This window comes from Corynebacterium sp. 212_CJEI, assembly GCF_001055915.1.
Taxonomy (GTDB): Bacteria; Actinomycetota; Actinomycetes; order Mycobacteriales; family Mycobacteriaceae; genus Corynebacterium; species Corynebacterium jeikeium_D.
The window spans coordinates 51443-72657 of sequence record NZ_JVPT01000030.1 but is presented as its reverse complement, the minus strand read 5'-3'; the positions used below and the strand labels follow the sequence as shown (position 1 = coordinate 72657).

Below are 21215 nucleotides of genomic sequence, written 5' to 3'. Positions count from 1 at the left end.
TAGATGAAATGAGTAGCTGGTAGGGCAGTGGGACAGTAAGACAGTTTTAGGAGCCACCGTGTCGGAAACTATGAAAATAGCCGCGACAACGGTGGCTTCAAAGCTTTTGCGCCTTCCTTGGCATATACCTCTGGAACAGTGGCCAGATGATTTGTTAGCCGCCTTGCCTCAGGGAATTTCGCGACACATTGTTCGATTCGTCAACTTAGATGACCGCGTCATTGCAGTGAAAGAAATTGGTGAGTTCACTGCTCATCATGAGTATCGAATGCTGCGTGACCTGGTCAGGCTCGGTGCTCCATCGGTTCGCCCGCTCGCGGTAATCACCGGCCGGAAGGATCCAGATGGCGAACCGTTAACTGCCGCACTCGTCACAGAACATCTCGAGTATTCGCTGCCGTATCGTGCAGTTTTTTCTCAACAGGTCACCCGCGAAACTGTGGTCCGCCTGATTGACTCGCTGGTAGTCCTGCTAGTTCGGTTACATCTCCTTGGTTTTTACTGGGGCGACGTGTCACTGTCGAACACGTTGTTTCGTCGTGACGCAGACGCTTTCTCCGCCTACCTTGTCGACGCGGAAACGGGAGATTTGCAAGGCACACTCTCAGATTCCCGCAGGCTTTACGACGTTGACGTTGCCCATACCAACATCATCGGAGAGCTCATGGATCTGCAGGCCGGCGGATTCCTCGATCCTGAGTTGGACGTAATTGCGGTGGGTAGGCGCATTATTGAGCGTTATGAGGACCTGTGGCAAGAGCTGACGGGGGAAGAATCTATTGGTGTTGAGGAGCCTTGGCTTGTCGATGAGCGGATTCGCAGGCTCAACGACCTCGGTTTCGATGTTGGCGAGCTGAAAGTCACCAGTGATGGTGGCCGCGTTGTGTTCCGACCACGAGTGGTTGACGCAGGGCATCACCATAGGCAGTTAATGCGACTGACGGGGTTGGATGTTCAAGAACGGCAAGCGAGGCGGATGCTCAATAGTATGCAGACCTTTCGGTTGGCGGAAGGTCTTGAAGGGGTTCCGCTAGAGCAGGTTGCGCACCGATGGCTGCGTGAAGTTTTCGAGGCCACAATCCTGGCTGTGCCCGAGGGGCTGCGTGGAAGGCTGCAGGATGCGCAGGTTTTCCACGAGGTCTTGGAGCATCGCTGGTACATGGCAGAAAAACGCCGTGCGGATGTGCCGCTTCAAGAAGCGGTGCAGAGCTACGTAGACCGAGTGTTGCCCGGGCATCGCGACGAGTCCGTATATCTTCCGGCGAGCGATGAGGTCGAGTAGCTCTCTAGAAGCAGACTGTCGAGCGTACGATTATTTCAAAAGTGACAAGTAAACGACTCGCCAGGATATTATAAAAATATACATTCACGCCAAACAGGGGTGCTTTTGGTGGTCGGGTGGTTGTCGGGTCTGCGTGTGATTGTCGCGGCCAGGTGCTTACTTTGGTGCCGGTAGGCGGCTCTGTTCAGCGAAAACAGCTCGAAAACAGCTCAAATTCTAGGTGTGCTTTCGAGAGCTTTTGCTATTTTTCTCCTTTGCATTTGTTCACAGCTGGCTGAAGGCCAACCTAAATTGGTTTTGGTCAAGTAAGATTTTGGTGAGACCGAATACCCGCGTGGGTGGCGTCGAAGTTCGCATGAAAGGCTACTTCTAGCCGCAGGGCGGGATAATCCAATTAGGCCACGGCTGCTGGCAAATATTCGTCCGAATTGCTCGGAGGATGCCATTGAAGTGGCCTTTCTTCTCAAGGGAGAAAATATAGTGAAGAACTTCAAGCGCCTTTCAGCTCTGTGTGCAGCAGGCCTGATGGCAACCGCTGGTTTGGTTGCGTGCTCGAGTGATGATGCGGTTGCAGATGGTGGTGTCTACTTCCTTAACTTCAAGCCGGAGCAGGATGCCGCATATCAGAAGATTGCGAAGGCATACACTGACAAGACTGGTGTCCAGGTCAAGGTCGTTACTGCTGCTTCGAATTCCTATGAGCAAACTCTGAAGGCCGAGATTGGTAAAAAGGACGCGCCAACACTGTTCCAAGTCAATGGTCCGGCGGGCCTGCGTACTTGGCAGGAATACATGGCAGACATGTCTGACACTGAGATCGCACAAAACCTCAACGAGGGCATCGAGCCGCTGAAGGGCGAGGACGGCAAGGTATACGGCGTCCCGTTTGCAGTCGAGGGGTTTGGCCTGATCTATAACGAAGAGATCATGGACAAGTACTTCGCGCTGCCCGATGCCAAGGCCAAGAGCATCGACGAGATTAAGGCCTTCGGAAAGCTGAAGGAAGTTGCTGAGGACATGCAGGCCAAGAAGGACAAGCTGGGGATTTCCGGCACCTTCGCTTCCACCTCGCTTGCATCCGGTGAGGATTGGCGCTGGCAGACACACTTGGCCAACGGACCGGTTCATTATGAATTCGAGGACCTTGGCACCAAGGAAACCGCTGATGTGAAGTTCAAGTACAACAAGGAGTTCAAGAACCTCTTTGATCTGTACCTGAATAACTCCACTGTCGAAAAGACTCTGGCCCCGTCGAAGGCTGTGTCCGACTCGATGGCGGAATTCGCCCAGGGCAAGGCCGCTATGGTTCAGAATGGCAACTGGGCATGGTCCCAGATCAACGATGTCTCCGGCAACGTGGTCAAGCAGGACAAGATTAAGTTCATGCCTATGTACATGGGCCTGAAGGACGAGGATAAGACCGGCATCTCGGTTGGTACTGAGAACTACCTGACGGTCAACTCCAAGGCTTCGGAGGCTTCCCAAAAGGCAACGAAGGACTTCGTCAATTGGCTGTTCAACACCGATGAGGGCAAGAAGTACGTCGTCGAGGATCTCGGATTCATCGCTCCGTTCCAGAACTTCACTGAAGCCGACACTCCGAATGACCCGCTGGCCAAGGAAGTGGCCGCAGCAATTGAGAACGAGGACCTGACCACCATCCCGTGGGACTTCCAGTACTTCCCGTCGCAGCAGTTCAAGGATGATTTTGGCGCAGCGCTGGCGCAGTACGCTTCCGGAAAGATGCCGTGGGACAAGGTTGTCGAGACTTTCGCCGACAGCTGGAATGCGGAATCTCCGAACAATTAAATACCAGCAAATCAATGGTGATCCATTCCATCGGTGAGTGTGAAGCGAAAGCTTCTCGCGCATGAACAACCGACGGAATGAGTTCATCCAATGGCAAGGCGGAGCTCGGGGCTCGGTGACCTGTTAAACCGGTCTCGAGGCACCGGGCTCCGCCTTTAGCTTTAGGAGCGGTGTTGTAGATGCAAGCAACATTGAAAAAGTATTTCCCAATTTTCGTGCTACCCACGCTGATTGCCTTTGCAATCGCGTTCCTGGTGCCGTTCGTTATCGGTTTCTTCCTATCATTTACTGACTTCACAACCATCACTAATGCGCAGTGGGTTGGTATCGAGAACTACCAGAAGGCCTTTAGTGAGCGCGAGGGCTTCGTCGCCTCCTTCGGATTCACTCTCATGGTGGTTGTTGTTTCCATCATTACTGTGAACTTGTTCGCGTTCTGGATCGCATGGATTCTGACGCGCAAGCTGAAGGGCACGAACTTCTTCCGCACAGTCTTCTTCATGCCGAACCTTATCGGTGGCATCGTGCTCGGTTATACCTGGCAGTCGATGATTAACGCCGTGCTGGCATCGTACGGTACGACGATTGTGTCCGACTGGAAGTTCGGTTACGCCGGTCTGATCATCCTCATCAACTGGCAGCTGGTCGGTTACATGATGATTATCTATATTGCCGGTCTGCAGAATGTCCCACCGGAGCTCATCGAAGCTGCGGAGATTGATGGCGCCGGACGCTGGGAGATTCTGCGGCACGTTACTATCCCGATGGTCATGCCATCGATTACCATTTGCCTCTTCTTGACTCTGTCGAACACTTTCAAACTCTTCGATCAAAACTTGGCCCTGACCAATGGTGCGCCGGGTTCAGAGACAGAAATGGTTGCTCTGAACATCGTCAACACCATGTTCAACCGAATTGGTGTGGAGGGCGTTGGTCAAGCCAAGGCAGTAATATTCGTCGTCGTGGTCGTAGCGATCGCGATGCTGCAGCTGCGTGCTACTCGCAGCAAGGAAGTGGAGGCATAAATGTCTGTCGACGCTGCAATGACCACTGAAACGGCCACCAAGCTCCCCAAGGCCAAGCCCGCTAAGCAGGACGAGGCCAAGGTGGGAGGCGTATCTAAGGTCATCATCTACGCGATTCTGGTGTTTTTGACCGTCGTGTTCTTGGGGCCAATCGCGTTCATTATCTTCAACTCGTTCAAGTCCAAGTTCGCAATTTCAGATAACCCCTTCCAGCTGCCACTAGGTGACATGTGGGTCGGGTTCGAAAACTACGCCGTCGGCCTGATGAAGGAGGGCTTCGGCTGGGCGATCGTGTGGTCCTTTGTCATCACGATCCTCTCGGTTATTGCGATTGTGTTCTTCTCTGCGATGACGGCTTACTACATCACGCGAGTGAAGACGTGGTGGACCTCGCTGCTGTATTACCTGTTTGTGTTCTCGATGGTCATCCCGTTCCAGATGGTGATGTTCCCGACCGTCAAGATCGCCGACATGCTGCATTTGAACAACCCAATCGGCATCGTGGTTCTCTACTTGGGCTTTGGCTCCGGCTTGTCGGTCTTCATGTTTGCCGGCTTCATCAAGTCCATCCCGATTGACATCGAGGAAGCCGCGATGATTGATGGCGCATCTCCGATGCAGAACTACTTCCGCATCGTTTTGCCCATGCTCAAGCCGACTGCAGTGACTGTCGCCATTCTGAACGCTATGTGGGTATGGAACGACTACCTGCTGCCGTACCTGGTCATTGGCCTGTCTACTAAGTACAAGACCATCCCGGTTGTCGTGCAGAGCTTCGTTGGCTCCAACGGTAACCGTGACCTTGGCGCGATGATGGCAATGCTGGTGCTCGCAATCATTCCGATTGTGATTTTCTACGTCGCCACCCAGAAGCACATTATCGAGGGTGTTGCTGCGGGTGCCGTTAAGGGATAGCTGCCTAAGCGTTAGCGCATAGGACGCCAAGCACCGCGTTTTACGAAAGCGAAAGCCTCAACCGCGTAGGTTGAGGCTTTCGTCTGTTAATCAGCCTTTATTAGGATATGAACCCGTGGATAGATTTTTCAGCACCGATACAAAGTTCTACGCAGCCTGGTCGCTGTTAGCAGACCTTGTAATCATCAACCTGCTGATGATCGTCGCATCCATCCCGATAGTCACTGCAGGCGCCGCAACTCGCGCTGGGGTAGTGGTCGCTCGCGACATGGTCCGTGACGAAGGCTCAAGGCCCGTACGGCGCTTCTTGCGCGCACTGTTGGACAATTGGCGCACACCAACCGTGTGGTGGCTATTCACCTTGGTTCTCGCCAGTGGCATTGGCTATGAGTTTTACGTTATCTCCCGCGCGGACCTCGGCACTGTCGGCCTGATCTTCGCCGCAGGAGTTACCTCCGGGGCGCTAATCCTGCTGGGAATTACCGCGTGGGTCTACTCGCTGTGCTCGCTTTCCGACGGTCAGTCGTCGCTACGCCGAACCCTGGCAACGGCCACCAGCATGACCGTCAAAAACCTGCCGCGGACTGCGCTCGCAGTTTTGGCGCTTCTCATCGTGCCCGCGGCCATATTCTTTTTCCCGGCGAAAATCTACGCGATTGCTACCTATGTCTTCCTCATCGGGTACGCGTTGAGTTGGTACTTGGTGATGCTGGCGCTTGAGCCCGTTCTGCCAGACAATGCTGGGTAGGTTTTCCCACTGGCCCCACTGGCTCCACTGGCCCGACTGGCACTGACTTAATCGGCGCCAGCTCGCGCACCAAGTCGTTGACGACCCTTAGCCCTCGTACTCTTTCACAGAGGGAAAATCCTCCGCCTCGACCATCTCCAGCAGTTTTTCGCGGCGCACAAAAGCGGAGCATGCGCCGACGGCCTGTACGGCTGCCGCACCTGCTGCGGTGGCCAGGGGGACGGCGTCGTAAAGCGAGGTGCCCTTAGCCAGTTCCGCGGTAAGCGTGCCGACGAACGCATCACCGGAGCCAGTGCCGTCGACAATCTTCTCCTCTGGCAGCTTAAGCGCGGGGTGCTCGTAGATTGTCGGCTCGTCGTCGAGACCGTCGGAGTGCTGTGCGAAGAGACAGCCGTGGTCGCCCCGGAGCATGACGACACTGGGGCAGTACTGCAGAAGTGCCTCGAGCTGTGCGCGGTAGTCGGTAGCGCGGATGCCCTCGGCGATGTCCAGGCGACGGATTGTTTCCCAGGCGCCCTTCATGTTGACGATCAGCGGATCTGCATGGTCAATCAGCGCAGGTGTAACGGTTACGACCGGATTGAGGTTCAGTACCAGACGCGCGCTGTACATGGATGCGACGGACGCGATGGCCTCAGTTGCTTCCGGAAGTAGCTCGCCTTGCGCGAGCACGACATCCGCTGATGCGAACTCGTCGACGAAATCGGTGGGGTCGGTTAGCGCATCGGCACCGCGCTGGACAAAAATCACCGGGCGACCCTTGCGGTTCGTTGCGACGAAAGCGCTGCCGGTCGGCAAATCCCAGGAAGTCTGAATGGAGTGGACATCTACGCCGTGTGCGTTGAGTTCCTCGACCACGAAATCCGCTGCGCGGTCCTCGCCAACAGTTCCGGCCATAATCGCACGGACACCGTCATAAGCGATAGCAACGGCCTGGTTGGCGCCCTTGCCGCCCAGCATATTCGTGCCGTCATCAACGATGAGCGTGCCACCTTCTGCGGGTACGCTATCGACCTGTACCAGGGTATCTAGGTGGATAGATCCACATACAACAACTGTTGGATTCTCATTCAGGTCAGGAATCGGCTGCATAAAAATATAGGATAGTCGGGAATTCAAATCCGTGTTGGCGGCCCGAGTTTACAGCCGTCAGAGCCTGCGAATCGATGCCCTACAATCGATGGCTATGGCAAAACTGTACTTCCGCTACGGAACCATGAACAGCGGAAAATCCATCGAGGTCCTCCGCGTCGCCCACAACTACCGCGAGCGCGACATGCGACCGTTGATCGCCAAGCCGGCCGTGGATACTTTGGCTGACGGTGATGTGCACTCCCGCATCGGAATCGCGGAACGCGCGCACCTCATCCACGATGGCGATGACCTTTCCTCGCTTGCCGACGGCTACGATTGCCTGATTATCGATGAGGCACAGTTTCTTACCCCTGACCAGGTCGATCAGTTGCTGGGAATTACCCTTCGCGGTACTCCGGTGCTCTGCTACGGTCTGCGTACCGACTTTCGCACGCATGCCTTCCCAGGCTCCCAGCGCTTGCTCGAAGTTGCCCACACCATTGAGGAAATCAAGACAATTTGCACCTGTGGGCAGAAGGCCATCTTTACTGCACGGTTGAATCCGGACGGCAGCATTATCCTCGACGGCGAAACCGTGGAAATTGAGGCACTCGAAGCGCCGAAGTACATCTCCCTATGCGCCAGCTGCTACAACCGGATGTCGGGGAAGTGGGCGTGAGCTGCCTAGGGTAGTCCCGGGAGCTAGGAGTGGGACAAGAAAACGGGCGAAGAGGAAAAGGGACAAAAAGGGAATAGCCCCGGCAGTCGATGAACTAGCCCCCTTAACCTCCAACCCTGCCCAAAGACCGAACGCTTCGGGTGTTACTCGAAACTCACCATGGTGTCGTCAAATACGTGCTCTAAACACAAAGCGCCTACACGGGGCTTGACCTCTACGGACACCTGAGCTTCTTCAGTCACACCGCGATGTCCTCGGCGGTACCGGCTGTCCACCGCTCATGGCTGTGGGTGCCTCGGAATCACCGACGTACTTACAGACGCGTTACTAGTTAGGTTAGGATAGCCTTATATAAAACAAGAGTGGTTGTCTACTGAGGAGGTAACGCAGTGTCGGACGCGACTGACGAACCCACCACGGCGCCCAAGGGGCCGACAAGTCAGCCGACGGAGGATAGTGCGAACACGGGGAAACCCGCCTGGCGCATTCTCCGCCCGGTGTCCGCCCCCATCGCCGTCGCCCTTTTGCTGCAGGTGCTCGGGAGCTTGGCCAGTGCCATTCCACTGCTGGCGTTGGTCCGGATCGTCAATGAACTACTCCTAGGCACTGACAAGGTGTGGCCAGCAGTATGGTGGTTCATCGGTGGACTCGGTGGCGCACTCGCCCTGGGGTCGCTGGCGCTGCTCATCACCCATCTGGTCGACCTGCGGCTACAGGCCGAGTTGCGCGTGCAACTGGCCGACAAGCTGAGCCGACTCCCACTGGGATGGTTCGATCAGAGCTCCTCCGGACGCGTCCGCCGCATAATCCAAGACGATGTCGCGAGCCTCCACCACCTTGTCGCCCACGCGCTGGTCGAGATCACCGCGGCGGTTCTGACACCGGTGGTCGGCGTCATCGTCGCACTGACCATCGACTGGCGACTCGGGCTGTGCTGCGTGATCAGTCCGGTGGCCTACATGGTCCTGTTCTCCGTGCTCGCGCCCGGAGACATGCGCTCTGTCATGGCCCGGATTGCCGAGTCGCTCTCCGAGGTCTCCGCCGCGGTAATCGAGTTCGTCGATGGGATCGCAGTGCTGCGCGTGTTCGGGGCTGAGGAGACTGGCTCGGCGCGCTTCACCAGGGCGTCAGACGACTTCACCTCGGAGTTCCGCACGCTTGTCACACCCCAGATGCGTGCCCACGCCATCGCTCTCACGGCCCTGGGGTTGCCGGTCGTCGCGCTGACTGTCGTCGTTCCCGGTGCTGCCATGGTCGCCGCCGGGTGGAGCGATGTCGCCGACGTCGTCGTGGTCACCATGATCGCTCTGTCGCTGCCCGCCACGCTGCTCACGGTCGGGGCCGGGCAACAACACATCAACGACGGGCTAGAAGCCGCCGGACGACTCATCACCCTTCTCGACGAGCCCGAACTCCTCGTGGCTGAACATCCCCTCGAGCCCGCCGGGACCGATGTCTCGATCGAGAACGTGACCTTCGGGTACGCGCCAGATGAGCCGGTGCTGCATGGGGTGTCGCTCACCGCACGAGAAGGATCGGTCACCGCGTTGGTCGGGGCCTCTGGCTCGGGCAAATCGACCCTCGCATCTCTCATCGCCCGCTTCCGTGACGTTGACGCCGGTGCGATCCGGATCGGCAACGTCGACGTGCGCGACATCGACCCGCACGTGCTCCATCAACACGTCGGCATCCTGCTGCAAAGCCCGAGCCTGCCTTCCATGAGCATCCGCGACAACATCGCGCTCGGGCGTCCGGGCGCGACCGACGAGGACATCCAGCACGCCGCCTCCCTAGCGGCGATCGACGCGCGGATCCGCGAACTACCCCGCGGATACGGCAGCGTTGTCGGAGAAGACGCTCGGCTCTCCGGCGGTGAGACCCAGCGCGTGGCCATCGCGCGGGCCATCCTCGCCGACCCTCACGTGCTCATACTCGACGAGGCCACCTCCGCGATCGACCCCGAGAATGAGGCCGCGATCGGGCAGGCCCTCGCCGAACTGACCCGGGGACGCACGGTCATCATGATCGCCCACCGCCTTGGCACGATCACCCACGCAGACCAGATCGTCGTCCTCGACCAAGGGCGAATCGTCGAACAAGGCGAACACGAATCCCTGCTCGCCGCCGATGGGCAGTACGCCGCGCTATGGCGCAACCAGGCCGCCGTCACGGGAGGTGCTCGATGATCACGCAGATTGAACGGATCGCTGGACAAGAAGGACGCTCAACACTCCAGCGATTCACAGCAGTGGCTGTGGCGGCCGGAGTCGCACAGGGACTGTCACTGGCATGTCTGGTCCCAGTACTGGCCCACCTGGCCCAGGAGACTTTCAGCTCGACGCTCTGGTGGTTGATCGCAATGGTGGTTTGCGCCGGCGTCCATGCCCTACTCACGGTGTGGGTCACGCGCGGGAGCGTCGATTTGACCATGTCTCTGATGTCGTCGATGCATCGCCAACTGGCGCGGCAGCTCATGCGTCTGCCGATGGGGTGGTTCGATGGCGGGTCCGCAGCCAACGCCTCACGGCTCTCGGTCCGCGGCACAATGTTCGTCGCCACCGCGATCGGCGACGTGCTTGCTCCGCTCATCGGTTACGTGGCGACTCCGTTGACTCTAGTGCTCGTGACCTTCTTCCTTGACTGGCGGCTGGGACTCTCGCTCGCCGTCGGGGTCCCGCTCGTGTACGCCTCGACTGTGCTGGCTCGCTCCTGGAGTGCCCGGGCCGACGCCCGACTCACCACCGCGGAACACCGCACGGATGCCGCGCTGCTCGACCTGGCCAAGCACCAGACGGCGCTGCGCGGGGCGCGAGTGGCAGGTTCTGGCTATGCACCCCTGGCATCTTCACTTGACCGACAACGTCGCCTCGGTATGTCGGCCCAGCTGGCCTCCGCCGCATCGATGATTGTCCAGAGTGTCGTGGTACAGACGGTCTTTGGCGCTGTGGTCACCGTGGCCGTATGGCGCAGTCTCGGCGGTGTGGACCCGCTCGTGATGATCGGTCTTATCCTGATCGTCACCCAGGTAATGGGCCCCCTCCGCACACTTTCTGAACTCGGCACGGCGCTGCGCCGCATGGATCGTGAACTCGACCAGGTGGTCAATTTGCTAGACGAGCCGGGGCTACCGGAACCCGAGCAGCCAGTCCCAGCACCGACGCATCCGCCGGAGATTGCGATTGACGCAGTGCGCTTCGGCTACGGAGACGCGATGGTGTTTGATGATCTCAATCTGACTGTTGCGCCGGGATCAGTTACTGCCATCGTCGGGCCATCCGGGTCGGGCAAGACCACGCTCACTCGCTTGATCGCCCGCTTCCATGACGTGGACGCAGGGGCCGTGCGGCTCGACGGCGTGGATGTTCGCGACATGGCCAGTGCCGATGTCCTCGGGGCAACGTCGTTGGTGTTCCAGGACGTCTATCTCCTTGACGACACCCTGCGCGCGAACGTGTTGCTCGGTCGTCCAGAAGCCACGGACGCCGAGGTGAACGCCGCCGCGAAAATAGCTCGGGTCGACGAGATCGTCGATCGCTTGCCACAAGGGTGGGCGACCCGCGTCGGTGAAGGTGGCAGACTGCTCTCGGGCGGCGAGCGGCAGCGTGTGTCAGTGGCCCGCGCTGTGTTGAAGCGAGCGCCTGTGTTACTGCTGGATGAGGCGACCTCATCGCTCGACGCGTCCGCCGCCGTGGCTGTGCAGGAGGCACTGCGCGAACTCAGCGGATTGGCGACAGTGCTAGTAATCGCGCATCAGGAGCACACGTTGGCGGCTGCCGATCAGGTCGTTATGTTGGACGGCGGGCGCGTGGCCGCAGCGGGGACGCATGAGGATTTGCTAGATTCGTCGCCGGCCTATGCCCGGCTGTGGGCTCGATAGTGATAGCTAACTCGGTAACCCAAGTCAGGCGTGCCGAACGCCCGCAATGGGGGACCGAGCGGTCTTCCAGGGCTCGACACATCATCGACCCAACGGCCAACTACCAAAAGAAAACCAACATAGAGCACTTCGCCCCACGCCGCTCACCACCCACCTGCCGGAGTAACCCCACCGCCTAAAAGTGTCAACAATGTCATGAGACATCTTGGCAAGCAGGTTGCGAGACAGCAGCCCCCAAAATCGGCGCTGGGAAGCGGAAACGTCCCACAGCACACTGTCAAGAATGCTGCGAGACTTCACATCGTGCCCCCAGCAGGGCTCGAACCTGCGACAAAAGGATTATGAGTCCTCTGCTCTAACCGACTGAGCTATAGGGGCAAGGATTTGGCACTGTGAAGTGGTAATTAAGCACTATGAACCAATGCCCAAAACCTCATAGCATCATAGCAATCTGCCACCGTGCGGTGATAAAAGCCCTATAGCCAGCGACTCTGGGAGCAGTTACACAGGCCCAATGAATCTGTCCCTCGTTCTCAATGACCTCATCTCCCGGGCGGGATGAAGCAAGCTGCCTCCCCATCCTCAACGAACCAAAGCCCCCGCAAAGTTACGACTTTCGGTTGATGAATCAGTGCTTGGACACTTCTAGCATTAATCCTATGAGTACAAAACCTCCCTTGAGCAGCGCCGACGTCTCAGCCGACGCACAAGCCGGTGCCACAGCGAAAGCGAAGGGCACCCCCGTCATGGCAATCGCCAACGAGGATCAGATCGCTGAGTTCGCGGCCTCACCACAGCGATGGTGGGGGTTGCTCGTGCTCGCGGTTGGCCTCGGCATGATCGTCCTGGACGGCACCATCGTCGGTGTTTCATTGCCGACCATCATTTCGGAGCTGAGTCTCGACATCGTGGGCGCGCAGTGGATCACCACAATCTACTCCGTCGTTTTCGCCGCACTACTCCTGACCTCTGGCCGCGCTGGCGACCGCTTCGGCCGTCGAACGCTTTTTCTCGTCGGTCTGGTCATCTTCACGGTCGGCTCCGTCGTGGCCGCACTTTCCACAGCCTTGGCGCCACTGGTCATTGCCCGCGTCATCCAAGGCATTGGTGGCGCGTGCATTCTGCCATCAACACTGTCCAGCGTGAACGCACTATTCCGTGATAAAGATCGTGCCACCGCATTCGGCATCTGGGGTGCGGTCATGTCTGGTGCTGCAGCAGTCGGCCCACTCCTGGGTGGCGTGCTTACGCAGTTTGCTGGTTGGGAAGCTATCTTCTGGGTCAACGTGCCTATCGCCGTCGTGCTTTTCGTCCTTGCGCTGCGCTGGGTGCCGAACACCGCAGGCGATACCAATGGCGCGGGTGGCTTCGATGTCCTTGGGCTGGTGCTGTCTGGAATCGGCTTTGGCGCCGTGGTCTTCGGCATCATTCAGGGCGCCAAGATAGGGTTTGCTTTTCCCTCCGCACCCGTCGTCACGCTCTTGGTTGGTGCGGTGGTGCTTGTCGCTTTCGTGCTGTGGGAAAACGGTCGTCGGAAGAACGCGGATCCTGCGCTGTTGGACGTGTCGATGTTCTCCTACGCCACGTTCAGCTGGGGGAATACCACGGCGATGCTTGTCGCGGTGGGTGAGTTCGCGCTGGTCTTCGTGCTGCCGCTCTACCTGGTGTCGGCGATTGGCTTATCGACGATCGCAACCGGCCTGGTCCTGGCAGCAATGGCTCTCGGTGCGTTCTTCGCAGGTGCCATGGCGCGTCATCTGGCAGCTCGGATTACCCCGGCCGGTGTGGTGATTGTGGGCCTTGGTCTCGAGGTCTTTGGTTCGCTGCAGTTGGCGGCCGAAGAGCGCGTTGACCTGCCGCTGTGGCTGGTTGTGTTTGCATTGATTGTCTACGGTCTGGGTCTTGGTCTGGCATCGGCGCAGCTGACCTCGTTGGTGCTTGGTGATATTCCGGTGCGGCTGTCGGGGCAGGCATCGGCAACGCAGTCGACGATTCGGCAGATTGGTTCGGCGCTCGGTGCTGCGCTCGGTGGTATGGCGCTGACGATTGGGCTGGATCGTGAGATCGCGAAGCTGTCGCCGGGCCTGGAGCAGATGGGGCAGGGGCTGAAGGATTCCGCCGGCTCGATGCTGATTGGTCTGCGTGCGCAGGGTGCTCCCGACGGTGTGTTGGTGCCGCTGACAAATGCGTTTGCACATGCCACGCAGTTTGCGCTGTATTCCGCTGTCGGCGCGTTGACTATTGGCTTCCTCTGCTCGCTGAAGGTACTGCAGTTGCGCAGGCAGGCTGAGAAATCGAATTAGCGATGTGGAATATTCGGGTGAGGGGCCGTGTTGGAAATTGGTGTCACAACATCAATCGTGGCAGTCTTATCGTTTGTCTCTTGACCGGACTTGCTAGATAGAAATGACCAACATGAAAATGCTCACAAAGCGGCGTTGGCTCGATTACGGCCGAATCTCCACTTCCTCCTGTCGCTAAACACTTCGGGGCTTCCGCCTCGCTGCGCCTGTCTCTTCGAGGCTGAGCTCAGCGGCCTCGGATCCCGTCGCGCGCATTTGTCAGACGGCATAAGGCGCGGCACAAGTGTTTTCAGAGAAATAAAACTCCAGGAGGAAAAGTGAATAAATTTAAATGGGCGACCGGCTTCGGTGCCCAAGTTGTCTATGGCCTGATTATTGGTCTCATTTTGGGCTTCATGGCCCGCAGTACTGGCGATGACTCCTCGCTGCGCACAGCGCTCGACGAGGTCGGCAGTACCTACGTCACGCTGTTGAAGCTGCTCATCCCGCCGCTGGTGGTCACCGCGGTCGTGGTGTCGATTGCCAACCTGCGCCAGGTCGCAGGCGCAGCCAAGCTGGCTGTTTCGACACTGATTTGGTTTGCCATTACGTCCTTTGTATCGGTGGTCATCGCCATCGTGCTGGGCTTGGTCATCAAACCGGGCGTTAACTCTGGTGTGGATGCCTCGGCAGCGCAAGAGCCGAGTTCCGTGGGCTCCTGGTGGGGATTCCTGCAGAGCATTGTCCCGCAGAACTTCCTCGGCCTTGGCGTGAAGATCAGCGAATCTGACGGTGCTGTATCTGGATCGCTGAACTTCAACGTCCTGCAGCTGCTGGTCATCGCGATTGTCTTCGGTGTCGCCGCGGTGAAGGTTGGCCCGAAGGCTGAGCCATTCATCGAGTTTTCCGGCTCTCTTTTGACCATCGTGCAGAAGGTCCTGTGGTGGGTCATACGTCTGGCACCGATTGGTACCGCAGCCCTCATCGGCCACGCCGTCGCTGAGTATGGCTGGGAAGCACTCGGCAGCCTGGGCAAGTTCGCCATTGCCATCTACATTGGTCTGTTCCTGGTCATCGCAGTTGTGTACCCAGTTGTGCTGAAGATTCATGGCATTAGCCCAATCGACTTCTTCCGTCGCGTCTGGCCAGTGACCTCGCTCGGCTTCTTCACCCGTTCGTCTATGGGCGTCATGCCGGTCACTGAGCGCGTTGTCTCCCGTCGTCTGGCAGTACCGGATGAGTACGCCTCCTTCGCCGTGCCGCTGGGCGCCACCACGAAGATGGATGGTTGCGCCGCCATTTACCCGGCTATCGCGGCTATCTTCGTCTCGCAGTTCTACGGTGTGCCGTTGGACTTCACGGACTACCTGCTCATCATCTTCGTCTCCGTCATCGGTTCGGCAGCAACTGCTGGCACCACCGGCGCTACTGTCATGCTGACCCTGACTCTGTCGACCCTTGGCCTGCCACTCGCCGGCGTCGGTCTCCTGCTGGCTGTCGAGCCGATCGTGGATATGGGCCGCACTGCGGTGAACGTCACCGGTCAGGCTGTGGTCCCGTTGGTCGTCGCAAAGCGTGCGGGAATCTGGGACAAGGACGAGTGGGACGCCAGCGCCAACGCCGACCTGTCGCCAGCCGACGAGTCGGACGACGAGTCTGCAGACGCGCCTGCTGAGAAGTCCGAGTCCGCCGAAAAATCCGAGTCCGCCACGCTTGCGTAGTCTTGAGGACATGACTTCTTGGAAGCCCTCTGTTCTTGCGCAAGTTGATCAGTGGCCAGTTGACACGGTCGCGGCTGCCGTGCGTGCCGACGATGGCAGTTGGCATACCCACGGTGATAGCGGTCGCGTTTTTGAGCTCGCTAGCGTGACCAAGTTACTGGCCGCTGTGGGCATGCTTGTGGCCGTCGAGGAGGGCGCGGTGGAGCTCGACCAAGAGCTCACGCCACCCGGTCACGGCGCGACTGTGCGTCACCTTCTGGCGCACGCCGGCGGGGTGAGGTTTGCCAGCCGTGAGCTGGAAAAAGAACCAGGGGAGCGGCGCATTTACTCCTCCGCGGGCTTTGAAATCATCGCCGATGCCATCGCTGCGGAGGCAGACATGCCGTTTAGTGAATACCTGCGCCAGGCCGTGTTTGAGCCGCTGGGGATGTCAGATTCCGTGCTGGATGGATCGGCAGGGCATGGCGCGCGTAGCAGCGTCGCTAATCTCATGGCCTTCGTCGATGAGATTCTCGCCCCGACTCTTCTGCATCCCGATACCGTGACTGAGGCGTTGACGGTGCAGTTCCCGGGGCTGAATGGTGTTGTGCCTGGCTATGGTATGCAACGTCCGGCCGATTGGGGCCTGGGCTTTGAAATCTTCGGGCACCCCGATTCCAAGCAGGGGCTGTGGTTTGGTGCCTCGATGCCCAAGGATGTCGCAGGCCATTTTGGGCAAGCGGGCACATTCCTGTGGCTGCATCGTCCAACCGGACGGGCGGCAATCGCGCTGACCGACCGAGATTTCGGCGAGTGGGCAAAGCCTCTATGGGCCGACTTCAACGACGAACTCTGGAGTGAGCTGGAAGAACACGCTGAGGATTAAGGGGATGTGGAGTAAGCCGGCGTCGCTTGCGGCGCCGATTTTTCGTCTCAGCGTTAAATCACATCTGGGGGATTAAGGACAACTTGAGGGTTGCCAGCAGCCGTCTCGGAAATAACAATCATAAACACGTGCAACGTAAACCTCAGAAGTGTTGTTTTACCGCAGTGCTTTTTCTGCAGTGTGGCAAGTGTCGTTGGATGAGTTCGTAGGGGAAGACGAATCTCGTCTTACACCAATTGACCGCAACTTTTCCGAGGACCTTCGTCTATGCGCACCCAACTTTCAGGCGTTCTGTGGATTCACAGCATGCCAGGGCCGCTGCAACCACACATCACGTGGGCGCTGGCCCGACTCAGCATGCCCGATGGCACTAAGCCAGGCCGGGATATTTGGCGTGCGACCGACCAGGATGCCACTTTGTGCGCCGAGGTGCCTTTCACTGCAAGTGCTGACACCATCGCCACACTGGTGGACAACCTGGCTAGGTGGCCGCGCCTCTATTTCGAGCTGGCGCAAGACCCAGCCGTGGATGATGACGGCTACGCCATCGACGGTATGCGCTACTGCCATACCCCGCAGCTGGGGACTTTCGCCGGACAGACCGATGCCGCCGGAAACATCGTGGTCAACGAAGACGCACTGCGTTCCATCATGGCGCGCGGCGGCGATATCAAAGGTGCCCTCGACGCGGCCATCGGTGGGCCGTGGGACCGCGTGTTAGAGCCGATGCGCATGATGACGGCAGGCTACGCCCCCGAAGACTGCTTTACGACGTCCACCCCTGCCGGGACCGACAGTGCCAGCGGCAACTCGACCGCTGGCAACGCAGACCTTGGTGGGGTAGAGGCAGCTAACGTGCTGCAGCTCTACCCGCGCCGGGCGGCGATGTAGTCAACTACATCGCCGAGGGTCTTAAACGAGGAAATGTCCTCGTCCTCAACGCGGGCTCCCAGCTCTTCTTCGCAACGGACGGCCAACTCTACGACGCTTAGGCGGTCAAAACCGTAGTCGGTCAGCGGGGTGGAGAGCTCTAAGGACTCCACCTCGTCGTTAGCCATCTTTTTGACGATTGCCGCGACCTCGCCGTGAAGACCTGCGGGCAGGTCAGCGTCGGCGGAACTCTTCTTCGGGCCCCCGTTCGCTGCATTAGGTGAGGCATCGCCAGCGTCACCGGCGCCGGTGACCTGTGTGCCCAGTAGGGCGCTGAGCTGATCTCCAAGGCTTGAGGTCATTATTCAGCGTCCTGGATGGTTGCAGTTGGGTCGGTAATCTGCAGCTCTTCAGCGGCTTCCTGGGCGACATCCATGTCGAGCTTGCCAGCGCGTGCCAGCGCGGACAGGGCCGCAACAGCGACTGACTCGCCGTCGGAGTTGAAGTAGCGGCGAGCGGCCGGACGGGTATCCGAGAAGCCGTAGCCGTCGGTGCCGAGGACGGTGTAGTCACCCGGAACCCACTTGCGAATCTGCTCCGGGACCGCACGCTGGAAGTCGGTCACTGCGATGAACGGCCCATCGGTGTCGGACAGCTGGCGGGTAACGAAGGCGTCGTCGACCTCTTCAGTCGGGTTGTGTAGACGCTCAGTGTCACGCTCGTGCCCATCGCGGGCCAGCTCATTCCACGATGTCACCGAGTAAATCGAGGAAGCCACGCCGTAGTCTTCCAGGATGTCCGCGGCGCGCAGCGCCTCCTGCATGCCAATGCCGGAAGCCAGCAGGTTGACATGCTTGTCGCCCTCAGCCTTGCGGAAGCGGTAGATACCGCCAAGCAGCCCCTCGACATCGAGGTCTTCCGGGACGGCCGGCTGCGAAGTCGGCTCATTGTAGATAGTCAGGTAGTAGATGATATCTTCGCCGCGCTCTGGCCCGTACATGCGGTCGATACCGTCGCAGACGATGTAGGCAATCTCGTAGGCAAACGCCGGGTCGTAGGAGACCACAGACGGGTTCGTAGCCGCCAGCAGCTGGGAGTGACCGTCCATGTGCTGCAGGCCTTCACCGGTCAGCGTCGTGCGACCAGCTGTAGCGCCGAGCAGGAAGCCACGGGACATCTGGTCACCAGCGGCCCAAATGGAGTCAGCCGTGCGCTGGAAACCGAACATCGAGTAGAAGATGTAGAGCGGAATCATGGCCACGCCATGGGTGGCGTACGCTGAGCCGACAGCGGTAAACGAGCCCACAGAGCCCGCCTCGGAGATGCCCTCGTGCAGAATCTGGCCGTCCTTCGCTTCCTTGTAGGACAGCATCAGCTCATGGTCGACCGGAGTGTAATTCTGGCCGTGCGGGTTGTAAATCTTCAGCGTCGGGAACCAGGAGTCCATGCCGAAAGTACGGGCCTCATCAGGGATGATGGGCACGAAGCGGTCCTTGAGTTCTTTATCGCGCATCAGGTCCCTGAAAACACGCACCGTCGCCATAGTGGTGGCAACCTTCTGCTTACCTGATCCCTTGAGCAGGTTCTTCAGGCTCTCAGGCTTTGGCACTGTCAGAGGCTCGTAGCTAGTGCGGCGCTCCGGCACGAAACCGCCGAGCTCCTTACGCCGCTCCAGCATGTACTGCACTTCCTCGGACTCCGGGCCCGGGTTGTAGTACGGCGGCAGGTAGGGATCCTTCTCCAGCTCCTCGTCGGAGATTGGAATGCGCTGGTTATCGCGGAAAAGCTTCAGGTCGTCGAGTGCTAGCTTCTTCATCTGGTGGGTCGCGTTGCGGCCCTCGAAGTTGTGGCCAAGGCCATAGCCCTTAACCGTGTGCGCCAGGATGACAGTCGGCTGATCCTTGGTCTCCAAGGCCTTCTTGTAGGCAGCGTAAATCTTGCGGTAGTCGTGGCCACCGCGACGGAGGTTCCAAATCTCCTCGTCGGTCATGTCCTCGACCAGCTTGGCAGTGCGCGGGTCACGGCCGAAGAAGTGCTCTCGCACCCAAGCGCCGTTGTTAGCCTTCAGCGTCTGGTAATCGCCATCGCAGAACTTATTCATCAGGTCGACTAGTGCGCCGTCCTTGTCCTTGGCGAAGAGCTCGTCCCATTCGCGGCCCCAAACGACCTTGATGACATTCCAACCAGCGCCGCGGAAGAACGACTCCAACTCTTGGATGATGCTGGTGTTACCGCGCACCGGACCGTCGAGACGTTGCAGGTTGCAGTTAATGACGAATGTCAGGTTGTCCAGGTTGTTCAGCGCCGCATGCTGAATGGCACCACGGGATTCCGGCTCGTCCATTTCGCCGTCACCGAGGAAGGCCCAAACGTGCTGCTGGGAAGTGTCCTTGATGCCGCGGTCGTGGAGATAGCGGTTAAAACGGGCCTGGTAGATAGCGTTAATTGGTCCCAGCCCCATAGACACCGTCGGGAACTCCCAGAACTCCGGCATGCCATGCGGGTGCGGGTAGGAGGGAAGGCCATTGCCCTCACCGAGGGAGACTTCCTGACGGAAACCGTCGAGGTCCTCTTCGGTCAGGCGCCCCTCTAGGAATGCACGGGCGTACATGCCCGGCGAAGCGTGGCCCTGGAAGAAGACGTGGTCACCGCCGCCTGGGTGGTCCTTGCCGCGGAAGAAGTGGTTAAAGCCGACCTCGTAAAGCGGTGCGGCACCCGCATAGGTGGAGATATGTCCGCCCACGCCGATACCTGGACGCTGTGCGCGATGGACCATAATTGCCGCATTCCAGCGGATCCACTTGCGGTAGCGGCGCTCAATGTCCTCATCGCCTGGGAATTCTGGCTCCATCTCAGTCGGGATGGTGTTGACGAGGTCTGTCGAGGTCAGCGGCGGTAGGGCCACGCGCTTTGCCGTGGCACGTTCCAGCAGCCGCAGCATGAGGAAGCGTGCGCGTTCCGGACCTGCCTCTTCCAGCAGGCCGTCGAGAGACTCAAGCCACTCCTTGGTCTCTTCAGGATCTGCATCCGTGAGATAGGAGGCGACCCCATCACGGATAAGGGCAAAATTTGACTCATCAGAGTGGGCTTGTGGCGTACCTGACGATGTATCGGACATTGTGAGCTCCTTTCAGTCCCTGAAGGAAAGGCAAAGGTTATTTTTCTCCACTCTACTTCTGAATCGTTTGTTGTGCCCCCAGCCGTTTCTTACACACGCTTTCACTGAATAATCCGCTTGGCTTTACGACGAGCATTGCGAAGAACACTGCGAAAACTGCACCTTTTTGGGGAAATTCTTATTTTGCAGCTGTGAAAAATGTATTTGAGCGGTAAAATTCCTGCACATAGTTCGAAAAATCGAGCTGAATAGTTTTTCTAGAGGAGGAAAAGGGAAGTGGTCAACGCCACAGGCGCTGCTCATGAATATGCGAGCAGGCTCGGCATCAAGGAAGGTCAGCTAGTCCAGGAGGTTGGCTGGGATACAGACTGTGACTCAGCAATCAGTGAGTCGGTCGAGAATTTCCTGGATGCAGACCTGCTCGACGAAGACACGGATGAAGTTGTCGACGTCGTATTGCTGTGGTGGCGTGAAGAAGACGGCGACTTGGTCGATGGTCTTGTGGATGCTTCCCGCCCTTTGGAGGATGAAGGTCGCGTTTGGCTACTCACGCCGGGCGCTGGTCAGCCGGGTGCCATTGATCCTGGCGTGATTGACGAGTCCGCACAGCTGGCAGGTTTCTCCAACACCTCGGCGCTCCGGCTGGGGGATTGGCAGGGCAATTGCCTGGTGCAGCGCTCTAGTTAGCCGGCTTTAGCTGTCTCGTTTGAATCGGCTACTAGCTGAGCTGTTGAAACAATCTACATAAACGCTGTTTGTAGTGCGCAATTGGCAATCTATGTTTGCCGTGTGTTAGAGTTTCGCAGCAGCGCGGCGATAGCTCAGCGGTAGAGCTCTGGTTTTACACACCAGCGGTCGGGGGTTCGAAACCCTCTCGCCGCACAGACATAATCCGCCCGGATTCTTGTAATGGAGAATCCGGGCGGATTTTGTTTGTGCTAAACTTCCGG

Annotated in this window: 16 protein-coding genes and 2 tRNA genes; 14 read left to right on the top strand and 4 right to left on the bottom strand. The window is 58.6% G+C overall.

Annotation, left to right across the window (positions count from 1 at the left end; genetic code table 11):
- Positions 1–70: 70 nt before the first annotated feature.
- The 5 genes from ADB02_RS02840 (at position 71) to ADB02_RS02820 (ending at position 5779) form a co-directional block, all read left to right on the top strand.
- Positions 71–1282 carry a DUF4032 domain-containing protein gene (locus tag ADB02_RS02840; RefSeq protein ID WP_172620277.1) on the top strand — a complete coding sequence of 404 codons (1212 nt, stop codon included), beginning with the start codon at positions 71–73 and terminating at the stop codon, positions 1280–1282.
- A 525-nt stretch (positions 1283–1807) separates the two neighbouring features.
- Positions 1808–3091 carry an ABC transporter substrate-binding protein gene (locus tag ADB02_RS02835; protein WP_088611979.1) on the top strand — a complete coding sequence of 428 codons (1284 nt, stop codon included), beginning with the start codon at positions 1808–1810 and terminating at the stop codon, positions 3089–3091.
- Between the two features lie 179 nt (positions 3092–3270).
- On the top strand, positions 3271–4116 hold the full coding sequence (locus tag ADB02_RS02830; protein ID WP_016423090.1) for a carbohydrate ABC transporter permease: 846 nt from the start codon (positions 3271–3273) through the stop codon (positions 4114–4116).
- An 18-nt stretch (positions 4117–4134) separates the two neighbouring features.
- Positions 4135–5031 carry a carbohydrate ABC transporter permease gene (locus ADB02_RS02825; protein ID WP_042389412.1) on the top strand — a complete coding sequence of 299 codons (897 nt, stop codon included), beginning with the start codon at positions 4135–4137 and terminating at the stop codon, positions 5029–5031.
- Positions 5032–5146: 115 nt separating this feature from the next.
- A complete protein-coding gene (locus ADB02_RS02820; protein ID WP_049189607.1) occupies positions 5147–5779 on the top strand; it encodes a DUF624 domain-containing protein in 633 nt (210 codons plus the stop codon).
- Between the two features lie 87 nt (positions 5780–5866).
- Here the strand turns inward: ADB02_RS02820 and ADB02_RS02815 are convergent, their stop codons facing one another.
- Complete coding sequence (locus tag ADB02_RS02815; protein WP_049189606.1) at positions 5867–6871, bottom strand: PfkB family carbohydrate kinase; 1005 nt, start codon at positions 6869–6871, stop codon at positions 5867–5869.
- Positions 6872–6965: 94 nt separating this feature from the next.
- Between ADB02_RS02815 and ADB02_RS02810 the strand changes: the two genes are divergently transcribed.
- The 3 genes from ADB02_RS02810 (at position 6966) to ADB02_RS02800 (ending at position 11409) form a co-directional block, all read left to right on the top strand.
- Positions 6966–7532: a thymidine kinase gene (locus ADB02_RS02810; RefSeq protein ID WP_048732776.1), complete on the top strand. Its 567-nt coding sequence runs from the start codon at positions 6966–6968 to the stop codon at positions 7530–7532.
- Positions 7533–8029: 497 nt separating this feature from the next.
- Complete coding sequence (locus ADB02_RS02805) at positions 8030–9718, top strand: ABC transporter ATP-binding protein (RefSeq protein WP_160310019.1); 1689 nt, start codon at positions 8030–8032, stop codon at positions 9716–9718.
- Positions 9715–11409 carry an ABC transporter ATP-binding protein gene (locus ADB02_RS02800; protein WP_049189604.1) on the top strand — a complete coding sequence of 565 codons (1695 nt, stop codon included), beginning with the start codon at positions 9715–9717 and terminating at the stop codon, positions 11407–11409. Before ADB02_RS02805 ends, ADB02_RS02800 begins: the two co-directional genes overlap by 4 nt.
- Positions 11410–11713: 304 nt before the next feature.
- Here ADB02_RS02800 and ADB02_RS02795 read toward each other — a convergent pair.
- Positions 11714–11787, bottom strand: a tRNA-Ile gene (locus ADB02_RS02795).
- Between the two features lie 281 nt (positions 11788–12068).
- On the opposite strand from ADB02_RS02795, the gene ADB02_RS02790 reads away from it, so the two are divergent.
- The 4 genes from ADB02_RS02790 (at position 12069) to ADB02_RS02775 (ending at position 17168) form a co-directional block, all read left to right on the top strand.
- The gene (locus ADB02_RS02790; RefSeq protein ID WP_080969555.1) at positions 12069–13712 is read left to right on the top strand and encodes a DHA2 family efflux MFS transporter permease subunit; all 1644 of its coding nucleotides are present in this window, start codon (positions 12069–12071) and stop codon (positions 13710–13712) included.
- Positions 13713–14029: 317 nt separating this feature from the next.
- The gene (locus ADB02_RS02785) at positions 14030–15412 is read left to right on the top strand and encodes a dicarboxylate/amino acid:cation symporter (RefSeq protein WP_016423084.1); all 1383 of its coding nucleotides are present in this window, start codon (positions 14030–14032) and stop codon (positions 15410–15412) included.
- A 10-nt stretch (positions 15413–15422) separates the two neighbouring features.
- Positions 15423–16277: a serine hydrolase domain-containing protein gene (locus ADB02_RS02780; RefSeq protein WP_049189602.1), complete on the top strand. Its 855-nt coding sequence runs from the start codon at positions 15423–15425 to the stop codon at positions 16275–16277.
- Between the two features lie 267 nt (positions 16278–16544).
- On the top strand, positions 16545–17168 hold the full coding sequence (locus ADB02_RS02775; protein WP_049170151.1) for a DUF3145 family protein: 624 nt from the start codon (positions 16545–16547) through the stop codon (positions 17166–17168).
- Here the strand turns inward: ADB02_RS02775 and ADB02_RS11235 are convergent.
- Together ADB02_RS11235 and aceE are read right to left on the bottom strand one after the other, a co-directional pair.
- Positions 17144–17509 carry an acyl carrier protein gene (locus ADB02_RS11235; protein ID WP_049170153.1) on the bottom strand — a complete coding sequence of 122 codons (366 nt, stop codon included), beginning with the start codon at positions 17507–17509 and terminating at the stop codon, positions 17144–17146. The two genes, ADB02_RS02775 and ADB02_RS11235, sit on opposite strands and share 25 nt — an antisense overlap.
- Positions 17509–20265 carry a pyruvate dehydrogenase (acetyl-transferring), homodimeric type gene (aceE, locus tag ADB02_RS02765; protein WP_049170155.1) on the bottom strand — a complete coding sequence of 919 codons (2757 nt, stop codon included), beginning with the start codon at positions 20263–20265 and terminating at the stop codon, positions 17509–17511. Before aceE ends, ADB02_RS11235 begins: the two co-directional genes overlap by 1 nt.
- 276 nt (positions 20266–20541) lie before the next feature.
- Between aceE and ADB02_RS02760 the strand changes: the two genes are divergently transcribed.
- Entirely contained in the window at positions 20542–20952 is a 411-nt protein-coding gene (locus ADB02_RS02760) for a DUF3052 domain-containing protein (protein ID WP_005511050.1), read from the top strand.
- A gap of 123 nt (positions 20953–21075) precedes the next feature.
- Positions 21076–21147, top strand: a tRNA-Val gene (locus ADB02_RS02755).
- Positions 21148–21215 lie beyond the last annotated feature (68 nt).